Here is a 19,028-nt window from a genome sequence, read left to right on the forward strand (position 1 = left end):
GAGACTGCCATGACCACCACCCTCACCGCACCCAGCGTCCAGCAACCACGCCGCGTGGAGCGCCTGATCGCGGGTCAAGCCACGTCGGACGGCGCGGGCGTGAAGCTCACCCGCGTGCTCACGCAAGACTTGCAGCGCCGGCTCGACCCATTTTTGATGCTCGACGCCTTTGGCAGCGACAACCCGGACGACTACATCGCCGGGTTCCCGGACCACCCGCACCGCGGCTTTGAGACCATCACCTACATGATCGCGGGCCGCATGTTGCACCGCGACAGCGCGGGCAACGAGGGTCTGCTGGAAAACGGTGGTGTGCAGTGGATGACCGCCGGCAAAGGTGTGATCCATTCAGAGATACCGCAGCAGGAAGAAGGCGTGATGGAAGGCTTTCAGCTCTGGCTGAACCTGCCCGGGCGCGACAAGATGAACGCGCCCTGGTACCGCGATTTCAAGAACGCCGAGCTGCCGCAGTTCACCACGCCCGAGGGCGTGGCCGTGACCGTGATCGCCGGTGAGAGCCACGGTGTGGGCGGTGCCGTGACCCGTGACGCCACCGCGCCGGTTTACCTGGACCTGCACCTGCCGGCAGGCACTGCGTTCGCCCAATCTTTGCCGGCCGGGCACAACGCTTTTGTGTATGTGTACCGGGGTGAAGTCACCATCGGTGGCCAGCGCGTGCCGGCGCAGCGCATGGCCCTGCTGGCCAACGAGCCCGGTGCCGATGGCGTGGTAATGGAAGGCACCAGCGACGCCAAGGCGCTGCTGATCGCCGGTTGCCCGTTGAACGAACCGATCGCGCAATACGGCCCGTTCGTGATGAACACCAAAGACGAGATTTACCAGGCGCTGAACGACTTCCGCGATGGGCGCCTGGGTGAGGAAAGCCAGCGCGCTTGAGCGCGACAGCCCACCCAGCTGCCATAAAAAACCCCGCCTAAGAAACCCGGGCGGGGTTTTTCACTTCGTTCACCCTTAATCAACCACCCACGGCCTTCAGGCGCATCTGGTTGGGCAGCGGCACCGAGCGCCGCAACACGTCTTCGGCCAGCCACAACGCCGAACGGCGGCCGCGTTCGGCCACCATGGGCAGCGGCATTTGCTGGTAGTCGTCGTTGAAGACCTCAAAGCTGTAGTCGCCCGCATAGCCCAGCCGGTCGAGCTTTTGCACCAGCTCCACCAGCTGCTCGCTGTGCACGCCTTCGCCAGGGAACACGCGAAAGGTGCGCGCGGTGGTCATGCGCTCTTCGAAGGTCTTGGTTTCCTGCCACATGAAGTCGGCCAGCTGCACCAAGAAGATCTTGCTCGGGTCGAGGTAGTCGATCTCTTCCAAACTGGTCTTGGCTGCGAAGATGTGAAAGGAATCAATGCCCAAGCCCAGGTTGGGGCAGTCGGCGCGGCAGACCACGTCCCACGCGGTGGTGAACTCGTTGATGGTGCGGCCCCACGAAAGGCCTTCGTAGGCTATTTTGATGCCCAGCGGCAGCGCCAGCATGGCGAGCTTGCGCAGGTCGCGCGCGAGGTGGTCAAGGTCCTGGCTGGCGTGGGCTGACGTGGACGAGCACGCGAGCAGCACCTTGCAGCCCAGCGCAGCACACATTTCCAGCATGGCCTTGGCGATGTCCACTTTGTAGTGGTGCAGGTGTCCGCTGAGGCCTTCAAAGTCGCGCAGCACCTGAAAGCCGGTGCCGCGCATCCCGCTGGCTTTCACAGCCGCCACCGCAGCTTCAATGCCGCCGGGGTGGCCATTGAGATCGTTGGCCTTGAGCATGACCTGCGAAAAGCCCGCAGCCTTCATGGCGCCGAGCTTGGCTTCGAGCGGGCCGGCCAGGGTGATGGTGTCCATACCGAAACCCTGGATGGCCTCGACAATGGCGGCTTGTGTGGGCTTCATGGGCTTAGGCTCCCAGGTGCGGTTCGTTGTGCACCAGCTCAAACACCACCGAGCCCAGGTAGGTCTTGGTGATGGCGCCGCGCTGTTCGGTGTGGGCCGCAGGCGTTTCCACGAACTCCACGCCCAGCGCTCGCAGGGCTTGCACCGCGGCCAGCACGTCGGGCACACCCAGGCCGATGCGCTGAAGTTTTTCGTCGGAGTCGTGCACGTTCACCTCGGGCTCCACCAGCTGGAGCATGAAGCGTTTGGCCGGATCCAGCGCGGGCGTGCGCAGCAGCGTGCCCTTGGGCATGATGCCGAAGCGCTGCTCGTCGGGAATGAGTTCGGTGCCAAAAAGCTCGCTGTAAAACGCGATCCAATCGTTGCTGCGCTCGGAACCGATGTACTGCACCACGCCAAAGAAGCCGATGCCTGCGGTGGCAGGCGGGCGCTGGTCCACGGTGGGGATGGGCACAAAGTCCACGTCGTAGATCGAGAACTCTTTGTAGCGGTCCACGAAGTAGATGCGGCTGCCGCCCGCGCCGTGGACGGCGGGGATGTTGAGTTCCATCACCTCGGCGTGCGTGGTCACGGCCCAGGCGCCGCGCTCCAGCACGCAGTGGTAGGCGGCGCGGGCGTCGCGCACGCGCAGCGCGATCGCCGAAATGGCAGGCACGTCACTGCCATGGCTGGCGCCTTTGGCGTCGCTGGGGTGGGCGTTCACCACAATGTTGAGCTCGCCCTGGCGGTACAGCAGCACCTCGCGCGAGCGGTGGCGCGCCACCGGGCGGAAGCCCATCATCTCCAGCACCTGGCCGAGGGCCTGGGGCTTGGTGGTGGCGTATTCGATGAACTCGATGCCGTCCAGGCCCAGCGGGTTGGCGGCGTCGCTGAACGAGGCTTGCAGGGGCTCGCGGGAAGCCGCGGTGTTGAGCAACAGATCACTCATGCATGTGTCTCCGGAATGAGAAGGGCGCTGGCGGCGGGCGGGCCCACGGACGCGGGCCCGCCCATTTTGCGCCCATCGAATGTAGGGGCTGGCCCACCAGGCTGACCAGCCGGTGGCGCGTCGCCCGGTCGATAATCGCACATCATCAGCCACTCATCGAACGATGCAAGGGTTTTTCCTCACCCGACCTCCCTCCCAGGAACAGCTGCCCGTGAACGACGCCACCCCCGGCCCCTCGCCCGCCCTCGAAAAACGCGACTGGATCGCCGGCCTTGAAAAAGGCCTGGCGGTGATCGAAGCCTTTGACGACCAGCACCCGCGCCTGACCGCCAGCCAGGCCGGCGCGCGCTGCGGACTCACCCGCACCGCCGCGCGGCGCTACCTGCTGACGCTGGCGCACCTGGGCTACGTGGGCAGCGATGGCAAGCTGTTCTGGCTGACGCCGCGCATCTTGCGGCTGGGCCATGCCTACCTCGAATCGGCGCGGCTGCCGCGGCTGGTGCAGCCGTTTCTGCAGCGCATCGCCGGTGGCACGCAGGAAGTGGCGTATCTGGGCGTGCTCGACGGCGACGACACGGTCTACATCGCGCGCAGCGGCGCGCACCGCCTCATGAACACCGGCTACATGCTGGGCTCGCGCGTGCAGGCGCAGGTGACGGCGGCGGGCATGGCCATCCTCGCGGCCCTGGGCGAAACCGCGGCCAATGCCTGGCTGTCGCAGCACACGCTGCGCACCTACACGCCCTACACACTCTCCCGCCCGGAAGACCTGCAGACCGAGCTGGCCCGCGTGCGCCGCCAGGGCTGGGCGCTGTCAGAGCAGCAGATGGAACTGAACTACCGCGGCATCGCCGTGCCGCTGCTGGACCGCAACAACGTGGTGCACGGCGCGGTCAGCATCACCATGCCGATCAACCAGGAAAGTAGCGAAGACGCCACCAAGCGCGTGCTGCCGGTGCTGCAGGAAGCGGCCCGTGGCCTCAGGCCGCTGATCTAACCGTGTGTTCGAGCGTGCGCAGGCGCAACGCGCAGCCGGTGGCCACCAGCGCGCAAGCGGCCGAGAGCCAGAACACGCTGGCCAGGCCGAATGCGGAACTGAGCACACCGCCGCCGAGCCCGCCGATCACCCCCGGGATGCCGTAACCCACCACGGTGTAGAGCGCCTGCCCGCGCCCGCGCAAGCGGCCCGGGAAGTGGTGCGACAGCAGCGCAATGCACACAGTGTGGTGCGCCGCAAAGGTGATGGCGTGCAGCGCCTGCGCCAGCAGCAACAGCGGCAACACCATGGGCAAAGCGGCGGTCAGCCCCATGCGCAGCGCCATGAGCGCAGCGGCCAGCACCAGCCAGCCGGTGAGCGAGAGCAAGGGCAGCCAGCGCCCCTGAAAGAAAAACCAGCCAATCTCGATCACCACCGACAAAGCCCACAGCAGGCCAATCACCGTCTTGCTGTAGCCCAGGCTGTCCAGATACAGCGAGAAAAACACGTAAATGAAGATGTGCGCCAGCACATGAAAAAACACGGCGGCGAAAAACCAGCGCACGGCGGGCAGACGCAACACCGGCCACATGTCAGGGTGCTGGTCTTCGTGGTGAGCGGTTTCTTTGAAGTCGGGCAGCAGCCACACGCTGACCACCACCGCCGCCAGCGTCACCAGCGTCCAGGCGGGGAAATGCCCCATGCCAAAGCGCTCAAACCACCAGCCGGCGCTGACCACCGTGATCAGAAAACCCAGCGAACCCCAGAGCCGCACGCGGCCATAGCGTTTGGCGTCAAACGCGCCACCCTGGCTCACCAGGTGCGCCAACGCGGCTTCGCTCATGGGCATCATGGCGCTGGTGTGGGTGAACATGAGCAGCAACACCACAAACAGCGCCACGCCGCCGAGCGGAAACCACAGGCCCATGGACAGAAGCAGCGCCACCGTAGCCCCAAAACGCAACAGCTTCACGCGCTCGCCGGTGCGGTCGCTCAGCATGCCCCAACCGTAGGGCGCAAACAGGCGGGTGGCCGACTGCACCGACGTGAGGACCGCAATGGCGATCAGGCTGAATCCCAGCTCTTTCAGCCACAGCGGCAGGTAGGGGTTGAAAAACCCGATGTGCGCGAAATAGCTGGCTGAGAGCGCCGCAAACGGGAACAGTTGTCTGCGCTGGCTCACCGCGCGCCCCGTTCGGGCTGAGCCTGATTTCCCGATCGTCCTGAACCTGTCGAAGAAAGCCCTCGCAAGCCCTTCGACAGGCTCAGGGCGAACGGGAGTGACGGGTGCACGAAAGACTTGAAATCAACGGCGAGAAGCTGCGGCGATGTCAGGCGTCTCGACCTTGACATCACCACACTGCGCGCGGTGGCGCAGCGCGTGGTCCATCACCACCAGCGCCAGCAGCGCTTCCATGATGGGCGCGGCGCGAATGCCCACACACGGGTCGTGCCGGCCCTTGGTGATCACTTCGGTGGGTTGTCCGTCCACGTCGATGCTGTCGCGTGGCACCAAAATGGAGCTGGTGGGTTTGATGGCAATGGACACGTCCAGGTCTTGCCCGGTGCTGATGCCGCCTAGCACACCCCCGGCGTTGTTGCCCACAAAGCCTTCGGGCGTGAGCGAATCACCGTGCGTGCTGCCGCGCTGCGCCACACTGGCGAAACCGGCGCCAATTTCCACACCCTTCACCGCGTTCAATCCCATCATGGCGTAGGCAATGTCGGCATCGAGCTTGTCGTACAGCGGCTGACCCAGGCCCACCGGCATGTTTTTGGCCACCACGCGCAGGCGAGCACCACACGAGTCACCGCTCTTGCGCAGCGCACCCATGAAGTCTTCCAGCGCTGAAACGTCGGCCACTGGCGCAAAAAACGGGTTGTTGGGCACATGGTCCCAGCTCTCAAAGCCAATGGCCACGTCACCAATTTGCGTCATGCAGGCGTGAAAGGTGGTGCCGTAGTGCTCTTTCAGCCACTTCTTGGCCACCGCGCCGGCCGCCACGGTGGGCGCCGTGAGGCGGGCCGAGCTGCGACCACCGCCGCGCGGGTCGCGGATGCCAAACTTCTGCCAGTAGGTGTAGTCGGCATGGCCGGGCCGGAAAGTCTGCAGGATGTTGCCGTAGTCCTTGCTGCGCTGGTCGGTGTTGCGAATCAGCAGCGCAATAGGCGTGCCGGTCGTCTGGCCTTGGTACACACCGCTCAAAATTTCCACCGCATCGGGCTCGTTGCGCTGGGTGACGAATTTGCTGGTGCCGGGACGGCGGCGGTCCAGGTCCAGCTGGATGTCGGCCTCGGTCAGCGCCATGCCGGGCGGACAGCCGTCGATCACGCAGCCAATGGCCGGGCCGTGGGATTCACCAAAGTTGGTGACGCAAAACAGGGTGCCGAAGGTGTTGCCGCTCATAGTGGGCTGGATTATCCCAGAGGGCCGACGTGGTGCTGCACCGCCCAGTCTGGTGCGTCCCAGCGCAGCTTTCGGTGCATGCGGGCGCTCGAACAGCTGCAAAGGCCAATGGAACGCTTCATGCTTTGTGCTGCATTGCAACAAGTTGATTGCATCCACCGCCCAAGGAGCGCCCCATGCTGGACCGAACCACCACCCTGTTCTCCCATGTCAAACCCGGTGAAACCGAATTTGTGCGCGGCGGCCTGCGCGACTTTTTTCTCTACCGCGACCTGGGCGTGGCGGCAGCCACGCACGGCAAGGTGGTGGCGCACCTGGTGAAGGCCAACCTGCCGCCCGACGGTGGCACGGGCTGGCACATCCACGAGGCCGACTTCCAGATCGTGATCATGACCAAAGGCTGGGCCAAGTTCATGTACGAAGACCAGGTGACGCTGGTAGAAGCCGGCGACGTGGTGCACCAGCGCCCGGGCATTCGCCACTACCTGTTTGACTACTCGCCCGACATGGAATACCTGGAAATCGTGTCGCCGGCAGACTTCAAATCGGTGCCGGTGGAGCCGGTTTGCGAAATCCCGAAGCCCATACCCTGGACCGAGCCGTGATAGGGACCAAGACCTGGCGCCTTTCCGGCGCGAAGTACCCCAGTCCAGAGGTGCCGCGGAACTGGCTCTGCCAGGCCGCAGGCACCGCCCCCTTGAGGGGGTCACGCGCAGCGCGGTAGGGGGTGGGTCAAAATTCTGCCTCAAGCTCGTCAATTTCGTCGGGTTCCGCCTGTGCCGCCGCCACCCATTCTTTCATCGCAGGCAGGGCCATGATGGCGTCGCAGTAGGCCACGCATTCGGCATCCAGCGGTACGTCGTAGGTGATGAAGCGGGTGACCACCGGCGCAAACATCGCGTCGGCGATGCAGGGCTTGGCGCCGAACAGGAACGGGCCGCCGTACTTGGCCAGACACTCCTGCCAGATGATTTCAACCCGGTCGATGTCGGTGCGTGCCCGCGACCAGAGTTTGAAGCCGGGAAAGTGGGCCTTGATATTCATGGGCAGCGACGAGCGCATGGCGCTGAAGCCCGAATGCATTTCGCCGCAAATGGCGCGGCAGTGGGCACGGGCAGCGCGGTCGGCCGGCAGCAGCCCGGCTTTGGGCTTGATCTCGTTCAAATACTCGCCGATGGCCAGCGTGTCCCACACGTGCACGCCGTCGTGCTCCAGCGAGGGCACGCGCATGGAGGCCGACAGCAGCAGCATTTCGGCCTTCATGGCCGGGTCGTCGGGCGAAATGGTGTTTTCGGTGAACTCCAGCTTGGCCAGTTTGGCCATGAGCCAGCCGCGCAGAGCCCACGCGCCATAATTTTTGCTGCTGATCGTGAGAACCGCCTTGGCCATTAACATGCTCCTTTTGAAGCGGTACCACGAGCAATCCCTGTGCCACCTTTGTGCATGCCGAACGCACCAGCCGGGTGCAACCCGCGCTGGCCCATTACTTGCCTGCACAACAGCATCCCAACAGAGGAAAGAGCGCAATGCTGTACCAGGCCTACCAACTTCAGTCCGACCTGGCCTCGCCGCTGCGGCTGGCGGCCCAGCACCTCAGCGCCTCGCTCTGGCTCCAGCAAACCGAGCGCACCCTGCTGCGCAAAGTGGCGGCTGCGTGCGATGTGCTGTCGCGCCTGCACCTCACCCATTCGCGCCCGCCTTACAACATCCATTCGGCCACGGTGGACGGCCGCGAAGTCCCGGTGGTGGAAGAAACCGTGCTCACGCTGCCGTTTGGCACCCTGCTGCGCTTTCGCAAAACCGATACCGACCTGCCGCCCCAACCCAAGGTGCTGTTGGTGGCGCCGCTTTCAGGCCACTTTGCCACCCTGCTGCGCGAAACCGCGCGCACGCTGTTGCAAGACCACGAGGTGTTCATCACCGATTGGCACAACGCGCGCGATGTGTCGCTGCTGCACGGCGGGTTCAGCCTGGACGACTACATCAGCTACATGATCGCGTTCACCGAAGCGGTGGGCGAAGGCAGCCACCTGGTGGCGGTGTGCCAGCCTTGCGTGGCCGCGCTCGCCGCCACGGCCATCATGGCCGAAGACGACAACCCGGCCCAACCGCGCAGCCTCACACTGATGGCCGGCCCGGTGGACTGCCGCGTGAACCCCACGGAAGTGAACCGGCTGGCGGTGAGCAAGCCCATCGCGTGGTTTGAGAAGAACCTCATCAGCCATGTGCCGCTGCCCCACACCGGGTTCATGCGCCGGGTGTACCCCGGTTTTGTGCAGCTCTCGGCCTTCATCAGCATGAACCCGGAGCGGCACAAGCAGTCGTTTCGGCACATCTACGACCACCTGGACCACGGCCGGGTGGAGGAAGCCGCCACCATTCAGGACTTTTACGAGGAATACCTGGCGGTCAACGATTTGCCGGCCGAGTTCTACCTGGAAACGGTGGAAAAAGTGTTTCAAACCTACGACCTGCCCCGCGGCGTGCTGCAGTACAAAGGCCGCACCGTCAACCCCGCAGCCATCCGCCGCACAGCGCTCATGACGGTGGAGGGCGAGCGCGACGACATTTGCGCCGTGGGCCAGACGGTAGCTGCGCAGGACCTGTGCCCCAGCGTGCGGCCCTATCTGAAAACACACCATGTGCAAACCGGCGTGGGGCATTACGGCGTGTTCAGCGGGCGTCGCTGGAACCAGCAGATTTACCCGCGGGTGCGGGACATGATCCACAGCTCGATGTAACCCCCCGCGCCGCGCTGCGCGCGTCACTCCCCTGCTGGGGGCAACACCAGCGGTTTGGCAGAGCCAGCCCCGCGGTTTCCGGGGTTGTGGACGTTTCACGCAAACGGCGCTGCCATGCAAAACACCCCGGCTGGCGGGGCGTTTTGCGTGGCGCCGGTGGGTTTACTTGGCGGCTTCGACGGGGGCAGCGCCCTCTTCCTCGGGCCAATCGCGGATGTAGGCTTTGAGCATCTTGTTTTCAAAGTTCTGGCTGTCCACCACGGCTTTGGCAACGTCGTAAAAGCTGATCACACCCATGAGCATGCGGTTGTCCATGACGGGCATGTAGCGGGTGTGGCGCTCCAGCATCATGGGGCGCACCTCGTCCAGCTCGGTCTCTGGTGTGCAGCTCATGGGGTGGTCGTCCATCACGGTGCGCACCGTCTTGCCATTGAGCACACCGCCGTTTTTCGCCAGCGTGTGGATCACCTCGCGAAAGGTCAACATGCCCACCAGTTCCCCGCGGTCCATCACGGCCAGCGAACCAATGTCGTATTCCGACATGGTTTGCACCGCACGGTCCAGCGATTCTTCGGGCTGGCAGGTGTAGAGCGTTCCGCCCTTGACGCGCAAGATGTCACTGACTTTCATGGCTGTTCTCCTCGGAGTTTCGCTGTCTCCAGCTGGGCTGTTGTGGGTGGGAATATAGCCCACAATAAACGGTAAAACCACTGCGCACAACCGGTTTCGGGTGTGACGCTTCAACTCTGGAGACCCTGCATGTCCGATTATTCCGACCCTGGCTTTGACACCCTGGCGCTGCACGCCGGTGCCACGCCCGACGCCACGGGCGCGCGCGCCGTGCCGATCCACCTCACCACATCGTTCGTGTTCGAGTCCAGCGACCACGCCGCCGCCCTGTTCAACCTGGAGCGCGCAGGCCATGTGTACAGCCGCATCAGCAACCCGACCAACGCGGTTTTTGAGCAGCGCATGGCCGCGCTGGAGGGCGGCATTGGCGCCATTTCGGTGGCCAGCGGCCAGGCCGCGCTGCACCTGAGCGTGGCCACGCTCATGGGCGCGGGTTCGCACATCGTCGCCAGCACGGCGCTGTACGGCGGCAGCCAGAACCTGCTGCACTACACGCTGCGCCGCTTCGGCATCGAAACCACGTTTGTGAAGCCGGGCGACATCGATGGCTGGCGTGCCGCCGTGCGGCCCAACACCAAACTGTTTTTCGGCGAAACCGTGGGCAACCCGGGCCTGGACGTGCTGGACATACCAACCGTGGCGCAAATCGCCCACGAGGCCGGCGTGCCCCTACTGGTGGACAGCACGCTGACCACGCCCTACCTGATCAAACCTTTTGAGCACGGCGCCGACCTCGTTTACCACTCGGCCACCAAGTTTCTAAGCGGCCACGGCACCGTGATTGGCGGCGTGGTGGTGGACGGTGGCAGTTTCGACTGGGACAAATCGGGCAAATTCCCCGAGCTGACCGAGCCCTACGACGGTTTCCACGGCATGACCTTCAGCGAAGAAAGCACCGTGGGCGCGTTCCTGCTGCGCGCGCGGCGCGAAGGCCTGCGCGACTTTGGCGCCTGCCTGTCGCCACACAGCGCCTGGCTGATATTGCAAGGCATTGAAACGCTGTCGCTGCGCATGGACCGGCACATGGCCAACACCGAGCGCGTGGTGCAGTTTCTGGCCAGCCACCCGCTGGTGGGACGCGTGGGCCACCCGCTGCTGGACAGCCACCCGAGCCACGCCCTGGCTGAAAAGCTGTTGCGCTTTGGCGCCAAGGGCGCGGGCTCGGTGTTCAGCTTCGACATCAAAGGCTCGCGCGAACAGGGCAAAGCCTTCATTGAAGCGCTGAAAATTTTCAGCCACCTGGCCAACGTGGGCGACTGCCGCTCGCTGGTGATCCACCCGGCCAGCACCACCCATTTCCGCATGGCGGACGAAGCTCTGGCCGGTGCCGGCATTGGCCCGGGCACGATCCGCCTGTCCATCGGGCTGGAGGATGCGGACGATTTGATCGACGACTTGAAGCGCGCGCTGAAAGCGGCGGAAAAAGCGGCCTGATACACAAACACCGTTCGGGCTGAGCCTGTCGAAGCCCTTCGACAAGCTCAGGGCGAACGGAATGGAGACCCAACATGTACCTCACCGTCAACGGCGCAAAAACCTATTGCTACACCGGCGGCAAAGCCTTCGATGCCGCCAAACCCACCGTGGTCTTCATCCACGGCGTGCTGAACGACCACAGCGTCTGGATTTTGCAAAGCCGCTACCTGGCCCACCACGGTTTCAACGTGCTGGCGGTCGACCTGCCAGGCCACTGCAAGAGTGGCGGCGACGCGCCGTCGTCTGTCGAGGAAGCCGCCGATTTCATTGCCGCCATGCTGCACGCCGCGGGTGTGCAAAAGGCCGCACTGGTGGGCCACAGCTGGGGCTCGCTGATCGCGCTGGAAGCGGCGGCGCGCCTGCAAGACCGCGTGAGCCGCCTGGTGCTGGTGGGTACCGCTTACCCCATGAAGGTGTCGCCCGCGCTCATTGAAGCTTCGCTGAACGAGCCCATGAAAGCGCTGAACATGGTGAACGTGTTTTCGCGCAGCACGCTGGCCGCACCGCCCTCGGCGCTGGGGCCGGGCACCTGGGTGTTTGGCGCCGGCATGGCGCTGGGGCGACGGGTGCTGGCGAGCAACACCGCCGTGAACGTGTTCCACCGCGGCTTTGTGGCCTGCGACCGCTACGCGGGCGGTGAAGCCGCCATGGCCAAGCTGCCTTGCCCGGTGCTGTTTTTGCTGGGCGCGCAAGACCAGATGACGCAACCCAAGGCCGCAAAAACCTTGATCACAGCCGCGCAGGCCAGCGGCCAACGGGTGCAAGTGGCGCAGCTGCCGGTGGGCCACCACCAGATGACGGAAGCGCCCGACGCCACCCTGTTTGCCATTCGGGACTTTTTGACGCCATGAGCCACCCGCCGCATGGCCCGCTGAGCCCCGCCGATGTGTCTCGGGTGATTGAAATGGCCTGGGAAGACCGCACCCCGTTTGAAGCCATCGAGCGGCAGTTTGGGCTCAACGAGCCGGCCGTGGTGGCGCTGATGCGGCGCGAGCTGAAGTTGCGCTCGTTCAAAATGTGGCGCGAACGCATGGCCGGCCGCGCCACCAAACACGACAGCCTGCGTCAGCCAGGCGCCCCGCGGCACCGGGCCAGCCACACACGGCAAGCCTGAATCAGGACCCTGAGCGGAGGGAGCGCTGACCGGGCATTTCCGACTGGCGCGATGCGTGTGCCCGGGTGTGCTGCGTGCCTTTGTGCGAGGCGTGCACCACGCCCAGGCTCTGGGTTTCAAACTGCGAAGCTTGCGGAAACAGGCTCTGCAGTGTGGCCTTCACCTGGGCCAGCCTTGGGTCGTGGCCGTGCGCATCGTCCGTGGTGTCGTTGACGCAGAAAAAGTCCAGCTGCCCGCTGGCTTTCACCAAGGCTGCCAGCTGCCCTGCCTGATCGGCATCGCCCGTGGCCACGTACAGGTGGGCGTAGTCCCGAATTTTGGCCACACCATGCGCCAGGGCCCAGCGCAGCACGAAGTCGGACACCAGGGTCGGGTTGTCCCAGGTGCGAAACACGCCGGAACGCACCCGCTCGAACAGCTCAGGCGCCTCGTCTTCCAGCCGAAACAGCAGCGACTTCAACATAGGCCGCGGCGAGTGCGCAAAGGTGCGGGGCGTGTGGCAGTAGTCGGCTCCGCTGAGCGAAGGCAGCGCGTTGAGCCACTGGTCCGACAAGCGGCTGGCGTTTTCCAGCGAATTGTCATCCGGCCGCATGGGGCCTTCCCGCACGTCCGGGTCGTCAGACCAGGCGGCATAAAAACCACCCGGCCAAAACCAGTGATCCAGCCGAACCGGCGCGCCAAAAAACACGTCGTCGTTGAGATAAAAATAGCGCTCGGACAGCCCGGTAATGCGGTGGATGTAGGACTCGATGTTGCCGGAATCGAAAGTGGGCAGGCGGTCGGCGGGTAGCAAATCGCGGTGGCTCACCACGGTGAGGCGGCTGGTATCGCGCAGCCAGGGCGGCGTCTGCTCGTCGGTCACCAGGTACACATGGCCGTGATCGGGGAAAAACCGCTCCAGCGCACGCAAACTGTAGCGCAGCTCCTCGTTGTCCCGAAAACGCCCCTCCACATTGCCGAAGGGTGCCAGCGCCTCGGTTTGGGCGGCGTCCATGCCGAGAGCGGCCCGGTGCCTTTTGGCACGCCAGACAGGGTCGTTGCCGTCTACCCAGAGGTAAACGATATCGATGGAGGGCTCGGCAACTGGGGGAAGCATGACTAGAAAAAACGAAGCGCAAAAGCGAAAAAATGGCAATCGCCATGAAAGGGGCCGGCTTGAGCGAAGCCAAAGCCGGCGCAACGGTTCCCTGGCATTCACAACCGGGGACAAATGGTACGGTGGTTTGGCTGCTTGAGCGTGGCCACGGGTTATCGGCATGGCGCGGTCAAGCCCGCACCCAAGCGGCCAGCGCTGCCAGAATGGCGCCATGCACACAACCATTTCCCCCGAAGCCATCACGCCCGCCATGACCCCGGCACGCGCCCAGGCCATTGCCGCCAACTTTGACCTGCGCGCCCTGCCCGCCGACTTTCTGGCCAACCCCTACCCGGTGTACGCCGCGCTGCGCGCAAGCGAGCCGGTGCGGCGCATGCCCGACGGCTCGTATTTTCTGACCCGCTACACCGACCTGGTGACCGTGTACCGCGACGCAGCCACCTTCAGTTCGGACAAACACGTGGAATTTGCGCCCAAATACGGGGCGGGTTCACCGCTGTTTGAGCACCACACCACCAGCCTGGTGTTCAACGACCCGCCGCTGCACACCCGCGTGCGCAAGCTCATCATGGGCGCGCTCACCCGGCGCGCCATTGCCGACATGGAACCCGGCCTGGTGCAGTTGGTGGACGGTCTGCTCGACCGATTGGCCGAACAAGGCGGTGGCGATCTGATCGAAGACTTTGCCTCGGCCATTCCGGTGGACATCATCGGCAACCTGCTGGGTGTGCCCCACCCCGACCGCGGGCCGCTGCGGGCCTGGTCGCTGGCCATTTTGGGCGCGCTGGAACCGGTGGTGTCGCCCGAGCAGCAAGCGCTGGGCAACCAGAGCGTGACCGACATGCTGGACTACCTGCGCACCCTGGTGGCGGCGCGCCGCCGGCAACCCGGCGACCCCGAGCGCGACGTGTTGACCCGGCTGATTCAGGGCGAGGCCGGCGGTGAACAGCTCAGCGAAGTGGAGCTGCTGCAAAACTGCATTTTTCTGCTGAACGCCGGGCACGAAACCACCACCAACCTGATTGGCAATGGCCTCCTGGCGCTGCAGGAACACCCAGAGGCCCACGCGCAGTTGCAGCAAGCGCTAAAACAGACCGGCGGCGATGCGCTGGCACAAGAGGCCGTGCTGACACGCGCGGTGGACGAGTTTCTGCGCTTCGAGTCGTCCAACCAGCTGGGCAACCGCCGCGCGCTGTGCGCCACCACGGTGGGTGGGGTGGACCTGCCGGCGGGCGCGCTCGTCACCTTGTGTATTGGCGCAGCCAACCGAGACCCGGCGCAATGCCCAAACCCCGAGGCGCTGGACCTCACCCGCGAACCCAACAAACACCTGGCGTTTGGCTTTGGCATTCACCAGTGCGCGGGGTTGAGCCTGGCGCGGCTGGAGGGTCGCGTTGCCATTGGCCGCTTTTTGCAGCGTTTTCCGAACTACCGGCTTACGCAGGCACCGCTGCGGGGTGGCAGGGCCCGGTTTCGCGGGTTTCTGCAGGCGCCGTTCAGCGTCGCCTGAGCCCGCTCAACCCGAGCTGACCGACGGCCCCACCACCTCGGTTGGCACGGCTGTGTCGGCAGGCGGCTCGGCCAGGGCCTGCGCCACGGTGAGCTGGGCGCACCGGCTCTCAAACCAAAAGCGGGCGGTGCTGGCCTGGCGCGCAATCAACAGGCGTTCTACCAGCGGCGCCAGTGGCGTCTGCACCGGATCGATCAGCAGCACATAGCGCTCACCATCTTCATCCAGGCGTCCCAACCAATCCAGTTGCACCAGGGCCGCCACGGGCGCTTCCAGCTGCAAGGCTTCCACCCGCAGCACCTGGGCCAGCGTCTCCAGGCTCATGCCGCGCTGCGCGTCACCCCGCACCCGGCGCAGTTGCTCCAGCACCTCCAGCGCGAGCTGAAAGTTCCAGCCCGGCTGGTCGCCCCGGCGCGCAATGCCCGACAACAGGCTGGGCAAGTAGGCCGCCACCACCGCGCCCAGCAGCACGATCACCCAGGCCACATAAATCCAGACCAGCAAGATCGGCACGGTGGCGAAGGTGCCGTACACGACCGAATACGTGGGCACCTGCGCCAGGTACCAGGCCAGCACCTTTTTGGCCAGCTCCAGGCCGGTGGCCACAAACAAGCCCCCCAGCAGGGCATGGGCCCAGCGCACATGGGTGTTGGGCACGTAGCGGTACAGCGCAGCAATGCCCCCGGTCACCAGCGCCAGCTGCACCGACTCAAGCAAAAAGCGCACGCCACCAGGCAGGTTGGACACCACACCACGCGAAGCCGTGAGCGCATAGGACGTAACGGTGAGGCTACCCGCCAGCAGCAAAGGCCCCAGCGTGAGCAAGGCCCAATACACCAGCACGCGCTGAGTGAGCGAGCGCGATTGGCGCACGCGCCAGATGTCGTTGAGTTTGCGGTCGATGGTCAGGATCAGCGCCAGCGCCGTCACCAGCAGCACCAGGGCACCGGCCCAGCCCATTTGCCCCGCCTTGCCGGCAAACTCGTTCAGGTAACTCAACACCTGTTTGGCAATGTTTTCGGGCACCAGGCTCTGGATCAGCCAGCGCTGCAGCGTGTCTTGCAGGCGCGCAAACATGGGGAATGCGCTGAACACCGCCAGCGCCACCGTGAACAGCGGCACCAGTGAAATGGTGGTGGTAAAGGTGAGGCTGCTGGCGGTGATGCCCAGGCGGTCTTCGCGGAAGCGCTCGCGCAGCGTGAGAGCGGTGTTTTGCCAGGGGAAATTCAGCGTGTCGCGCCACAAAGCCCGCAGAAAGGTCTCCATGGCCCGCAGGCGGTCGTTCAGGGTCATCCCGGTATCATGCCAGTTGCCCATTTCGGGCTGACTATGCACCCGCCATGACCGACGTATCCCCCAACACCACGACGACAGCCCTCCCCGCCAGCCCTCGACCATCGGATGCGGTGAACGGCACCCGTTGGCTGGCCGTGGGCAGCGTTTTGGGACTGATCGTGCTCGGTCTGGCCTGGGAACTCTGGCTGGCGCCGCTGCGCCCGGGTGGCTCGTGGTGGGCCATCAAGGTCCTGCCGCTGGCGCTGCCACTGGCCGGTCTGCTGAAAAACCGCATGTACACCTACCGCTGGGTGAGCTTGCTGGTGTGGCTGTATTTCACCGAGGGCGCGGTGCGCGCCTGGAGCGACAACGGCCTGTCGGCCTGGCTGGCCGGGGTGCAGGTGCTGCTGTGCGTAGCCCTTTTTGTGGCCTGCGCCCTGCACGTGCGCATCCGTTTGCGCGCAGCGGGCACCGAAGCCGTGGCAGCCGACAAGGCCCGACATGCTGCCGAAACCAACGCCGCAGCCGACCCGGTGGCGCCCCAGCCGCCCGCACAAGCATGAACGCCTTGATCAACACCTTGCGCGACACGGTGGGCGCAGCCCATGTGCTCACGCACGAAGACCCCACCAGCGACCTGAGCGCCTGGGAACAAGACTGGCGCAAACGCAGCCAGGGCCGGGCCCTGGCGGTAGTGCGCCCCGGCAACACCGCCGAGGTGGCCGCTGTGGTGCGGGCCTGTGCGGCTGCGGGTACCAGCATCGTGCCGCAAGGGGGCAACACCGGCTTGGTGGTGGGCTCAGTGCCCGACGGCAGCGGCACCCAGGTGGTGCTGAGCCTCACGCGTCTGAATGCCGTCCGCAGCCTTGACGCCGCCAACCTCACCATGACGGTGGAAGCCGGCTGTATTTTGCAAAGCCTGCAGGAAACCGCCGAAAAGGCCGGTTTTTTGTTTCCGCTGTCGCTGGCGGCCGAAGGCAGTTGCACCATTGGCGGCAACCTGGGCACCAACGCGGGCGGCACCCAGGTGGTGCGCTACGGCAATACCCGAGACCTCTGCCTGGGCCTGGAAGTGGTGACGGCGCAGGGCGAGGTGTGGCACGGGCTGAGCGGCCTGCGCAAAGACAACACCGGCTACGACTTGCGCGACCTGTTCATTGGCAGCGAGGGCACGCTGGGCGTCATCACCGCGGCCACCATGAAGCTGTACCCCCTTCCGGCCGCCCAGTTGACCGCGTGGGCTGCCGTCCCGTCGCTGGAAGCCGCGGTGGCCCTGCTCGGCCTGGCGCACCAGCACCTGGGCGCCGGCCTCACAGGCTTTGAAGTCATGGGCCAGTTTGCACTCAGCCTGGTGGACCGCCATTTCAAACAGCTGCGGGTGCCCCTGTGGGACACAACACCCTACTGCGTGCTCCTGGAAAACAGCGACAGCGAGTCCGAAGCGCACGCCCGCGCGCAGTTTGAACGGCTGCTGGAAGCGGCCCTGGAACAAGGCGTGGTGACCGACGCCGTGGTGGCCGAAAGCCTGGCCCAGGCCCACCAGCTCTGGCACATCCGCGAAAGCATCCCCCTGGCCCAGTCTGAAGAGGGCCTGAACATCAAGCACGACATCAGCATCCCGGTGTCGCGGATACCGGCCTTTTGCGCCGAGACCGACGCCCTGCTGCAACGCGAAATTCCCGGCGTGCGGCTGGTCAACTTCGGCCATCTGGGCGATGGCAACCTGCACTACAACGTGCAAGCGCCGGTCGATGGCGACCCAAAGATGTTCCTCCAGACCATGGAAGAACGCGTCAACACCCTGGTGTTTGACGCCGTGGCGCGCTACCATGGATCCATCAGCGCCGAACACGGCGTGGGCAGCCTCAAGGTGGACAAGCTGCCCGACTACAAGGACCCCGTGGCCTTGGGTTTGATGCGGGCCATCAAGATGGCCCTAGACCCCCAAAACACCCTGAACCCAGGACGCGTCATTCAGCCGTTATGAACTCTCTGCACCGCTCCCTGTACTGCGTTGCCACGCTGCTGGGCTTGGCACTGCCCACTGCGGCCAGCGCTGACGAGCAGGTGCAAGCCTGGCGCGAGCAAGCGCGGGCTTACGAACACGGCAGTGGCGTGCAGCGCGACATGGGTACCGCGCTAGACCTCTATTGCAAGGCCGCGCTGGCGGGTGACGTGCTGGCGCTCTACCGCATGGGCTGGATCTACACCAATGGGCGCGGCGTGGAGCGCAACGACGCGTTTGCCGCCCACCTCTTTCAGCAGGCCGCCGCGCTGGGCGACGAGGTTTCGCGCAATATGCTGAGCCTGGTCGGCAGCCACACCGCCAAACCGCCCTGCACTGTGCAGGCCGAGGCCGAAGAAGCCCGGCGCCAAGCCGAGGTGCAGGCCGCGGCCGAACTGGCGGCCACCCAAGCCGCTCAGGAAGCAGCGACCAACCGCTACAAGACCCTGATCGACAGTGCGCAGAAAAAGGACATCATGGCCATCGTGCGGCGGCTGGCACCCCAGTACGGCATCCACCCAGGCTTGGCGTTTGCTGTGATCCGGGCCGAATCCAACTTCGACCCGCTGGCGATTTCCGACAAAAACGCCCAGGGCCTCATGCAGCTGATCCCGGAAACCGCCGCTCGTTTTAACGTGCGCCAGCCGCTCGACCCGGAGCAAAACATCCGCGGCGGCCTGGCTTACCTGCGCTGGCTGCTGGCCTACTTCAAAGGCGATGTGCCGCTGGCCGTGGCTGCCTACAACGCCGGGGAAGGTGCGGTCAACCGCTATGGCGGTGTGCCCCCCTTCAAAGAAACCCTAGGCTACCTGCGCCGTATTCAAGAGGTGTTCAGCCTGCCCAAGCACCCGTTTGACCCGCGCATCACGGCACCGTCACCCATGCTGAGCAAGCCGCTCACGCCACCGCGGCTCTGAAGGGCTGTTGGCGCTGCCTTCACCCGGTACCACCGGCGCCGATTGCGTCACAATCGGTGCCT

Annotated in this window: 19 protein-coding genes; 11 read left to right on the forward strand and 8 right to left on the reverse strand. The window is 65.1% G+C overall.

Annotated elements, in window-relative coordinates:
* Positions 1–9: 9 nt before the first annotated feature.
* Positions 10–897 (forward strand): pirin family protein, encoded by an 888-nt coding sequence (locus AC4QBL_RS09685; RefSeq protein ID WP_472907157.1) that lies wholly within the window; start codon positions 10–12, stop codon positions 895–897.
* A 79-nt stretch (positions 898–976) separates the two neighbouring features.
* Here the strand turns inward: AC4QBL_RS09685 and AC4QBL_RS09690 are convergent, their stop codons facing one another.
* Together AC4QBL_RS09690 and AC4QBL_RS09695 are read right to left on the reverse strand one after the other, a co-directional pair.
* Positions 977–1,891: a sugar phosphate isomerase/epimerase family protein gene (locus AC4QBL_RS09690; RefSeq protein WP_472907156.1), complete on the reverse strand. Its 915-nt coding sequence runs from the start codon at positions 1,889–1,891 to the stop codon at positions 977–979.
* A 4-nt stretch (positions 1,892–1,895) separates the two neighbouring features.
* On the reverse strand, positions 1,896–2,819 hold the full coding sequence (locus AC4QBL_RS09695) for a VOC family protein (protein ID WP_472907155.1): 924 nt from the start codon (positions 2,817–2,819) through the stop codon (positions 1,896–1,898).
* Positions 2,820–2,982: 163 nt separating this feature from the next.
* Here AC4QBL_RS09695 and AC4QBL_RS09700 point away from each other — a divergent pair, with 163 nt between their 5' ends.
* A complete protein-coding gene (locus tag AC4QBL_RS09700; RefSeq protein ID WP_472907154.1) occupies positions 2,983–3,816 on the forward strand; it encodes an IclR family transcriptional regulator domain-containing protein in 834 nt (277 codons plus the stop codon).
* Here AC4QBL_RS09700 and AC4QBL_RS09705 read toward each other — a convergent pair.
* Positions 3,800–4,978: an MFS transporter gene (locus tag AC4QBL_RS09705; RefSeq protein ID WP_472907153.1), complete on the reverse strand. Its 1,179-nt coding sequence runs from the start codon at positions 4,976–4,978 to the stop codon at positions 3,800–3,802. The genes AC4QBL_RS09700 and AC4QBL_RS09705 overlap by 17 nt on opposite strands.
* A gap of 123 nt (positions 4,979–5,101) precedes the next feature.
* Positions 5,102–6,202 (reverse strand): chorismate synthase, encoded by a 1,101-nt coding sequence (gene aroC / locus AC4QBL_RS09710; RefSeq protein ID WP_472907152.1) that lies wholly within the window; start codon positions 6,200–6,202, stop codon positions 5,102–5,104.
* 176 nt (positions 6,203–6,378) lie between these two features.
* Here aroC and AC4QBL_RS09715 point away from each other — a divergent pair, with 176 nt between their 5' ends.
* Positions 6,379–6,807 (forward strand): cupin domain-containing protein, encoded by a 429-nt coding sequence (locus AC4QBL_RS09715; protein WP_472907151.1) that lies wholly within the window; start codon positions 6,379–6,381, stop codon positions 6,805–6,807.
* A 127-nt stretch (positions 6,808–6,934) separates the two neighbouring features.
* On the opposite strand, the gene AC4QBL_RS09720 is transcribed toward AC4QBL_RS09715, so the two are convergent.
* On the reverse strand, positions 6,935–7,591 hold the full coding sequence (locus tag AC4QBL_RS09720) for a glutathione S-transferase (protein ID WP_472899744.1): 657 nt from the start codon (positions 7,589–7,591) through the stop codon (positions 6,935–6,937).
* Positions 7,592–7,728: 137 nt separating this feature from the next.
* Between AC4QBL_RS09720 and AC4QBL_RS09725 the strand changes: the two genes are divergently transcribed.
* A complete protein-coding gene (locus AC4QBL_RS09725; protein ID WP_472899745.1) occupies positions 7,729–8,943 on the forward strand; it encodes a polyhydroxyalkanoate depolymerase in 1,215 nt (404 codons plus the stop codon).
* Between the two features lie 162 nt (positions 8,944–9,105).
* On the opposite strand, the gene AC4QBL_RS09730 is transcribed toward AC4QBL_RS09725, so the two are convergent.
* Positions 9,106–9,573, reverse strand: a complete 468-nt coding sequence (locus tag AC4QBL_RS09730; protein WP_472899746.1) for a CBS domain-containing protein — start codon at positions 9,571–9,573, stop codon at positions 9,106–9,108.
* Between the two features lie 129 nt (positions 9,574–9,702).
* On the opposite strand from AC4QBL_RS09730, the gene AC4QBL_RS09735 reads away from it, so the two are divergent.
* The 3 genes from AC4QBL_RS09735 (at position 9,703) to AC4QBL_RS09745 (ending at position 12,163) form a co-directional block, all read left to right on the forward strand.
* Complete coding sequence (locus tag AC4QBL_RS09735) at positions 9,703–11,007, forward strand: O-acetylhomoserine aminocarboxypropyltransferase (RefSeq protein ID WP_472899747.1); 1,305 nt, start codon at positions 9,703–9,705, stop codon at positions 11,005–11,007.
* Positions 11,008–11,081: 74 nt separating this feature from the next.
* On the forward strand, positions 11,082–11,900 hold the full coding sequence (locus AC4QBL_RS09740) for an alpha/beta fold hydrolase (RefSeq protein WP_472899748.1): 819 nt from the start codon (positions 11,082–11,084) through the stop codon (positions 11,898–11,900).
* Positions 11,897–12,163 carry a TIGR03643 family protein gene (locus AC4QBL_RS09745; protein ID WP_472899749.1) on the forward strand — a complete coding sequence of 89 codons (267 nt, stop codon included), beginning with the start codon at positions 11,897–11,899 and terminating at the stop codon, positions 12,161–12,163. The genes AC4QBL_RS09740 and AC4QBL_RS09745 overlap by 4 nt, the downstream gene beginning before the upstream one ends.
* 1 nt (position 12,164) lies before the next feature.
* On the opposite strand, the gene AC4QBL_RS09750 is transcribed toward AC4QBL_RS09745, so the two are convergent.
* Positions 12,165–13,259 carry a Stealth CR1 domain-containing protein gene (locus AC4QBL_RS09750; protein WP_472899750.1) on the reverse strand — a complete coding sequence of 365 codons (1,095 nt, stop codon included), beginning with the start codon at positions 13,257–13,259 and terminating at the stop codon, positions 12,165–12,167.
* Positions 13,260–13,470: 211 nt separating this feature from the next.
* Between AC4QBL_RS09750 and AC4QBL_RS09755 the strand changes: the two genes are divergently transcribed.
* Positions 13,471–14,769 carry a cytochrome P450 gene (locus AC4QBL_RS09755; protein WP_472899751.1) on the forward strand — a complete coding sequence of 433 codons (1,299 nt, stop codon included), beginning with the start codon at positions 13,471–13,473 and terminating at the stop codon, positions 14,767–14,769.
* Between the two features lie 6 nt (positions 14,770–14,775).
* Here AC4QBL_RS09755 and AC4QBL_RS09760 read toward each other — a convergent pair whose 3' ends face one another.
* Entirely contained in the window at positions 14,776–16,062 is a 1,287-nt protein-coding gene (locus tag AC4QBL_RS09760; protein WP_472899752.1) for a YihY family inner membrane protein, read from the reverse strand.
* A gap of 47 nt (positions 16,063–16,109) precedes the next feature.
* Between AC4QBL_RS09760 and AC4QBL_RS09765 the strand changes: the two genes are divergently transcribed.
* Genes AC4QBL_RS09765 through AC4QBL_RS09775 form a run of 3 tightly spaced genes read left to right on the forward strand, consistent with a single transcriptional unit; the run spans position 16,110 to position 18,966 of the window.
* Entirely contained in the window at positions 16,110–16,607 is a 498-nt protein-coding gene (locus tag AC4QBL_RS09765; protein ID WP_472899753.1) for a DUF2069 domain-containing protein, read from the forward strand.
* A complete protein-coding gene (locus AC4QBL_RS09770) occupies positions 16,604–18,031 on the forward strand; it encodes an FAD-binding oxidoreductase (RefSeq protein WP_472907150.1) in 1,428 nt (475 codons plus the stop codon). The genes AC4QBL_RS09765 and AC4QBL_RS09770 overlap by 4 nt, the downstream gene beginning before the upstream one ends.
* Positions 18,028–18,966: a transglycosylase SLT domain-containing protein gene (locus tag AC4QBL_RS09775; RefSeq protein ID WP_472907149.1), complete on the forward strand. Its 939-nt coding sequence runs from the start codon at positions 18,028–18,030 to the stop codon at positions 18,964–18,966. Before AC4QBL_RS09770 ends, AC4QBL_RS09775 begins: the two co-directional genes overlap by 4 nt.
* Positions 18,967–19,028: the final 62 nt, after the last annotated feature.

This window comes from Hydrogenophaga sp. L99 (assembly GCF_058731905.1).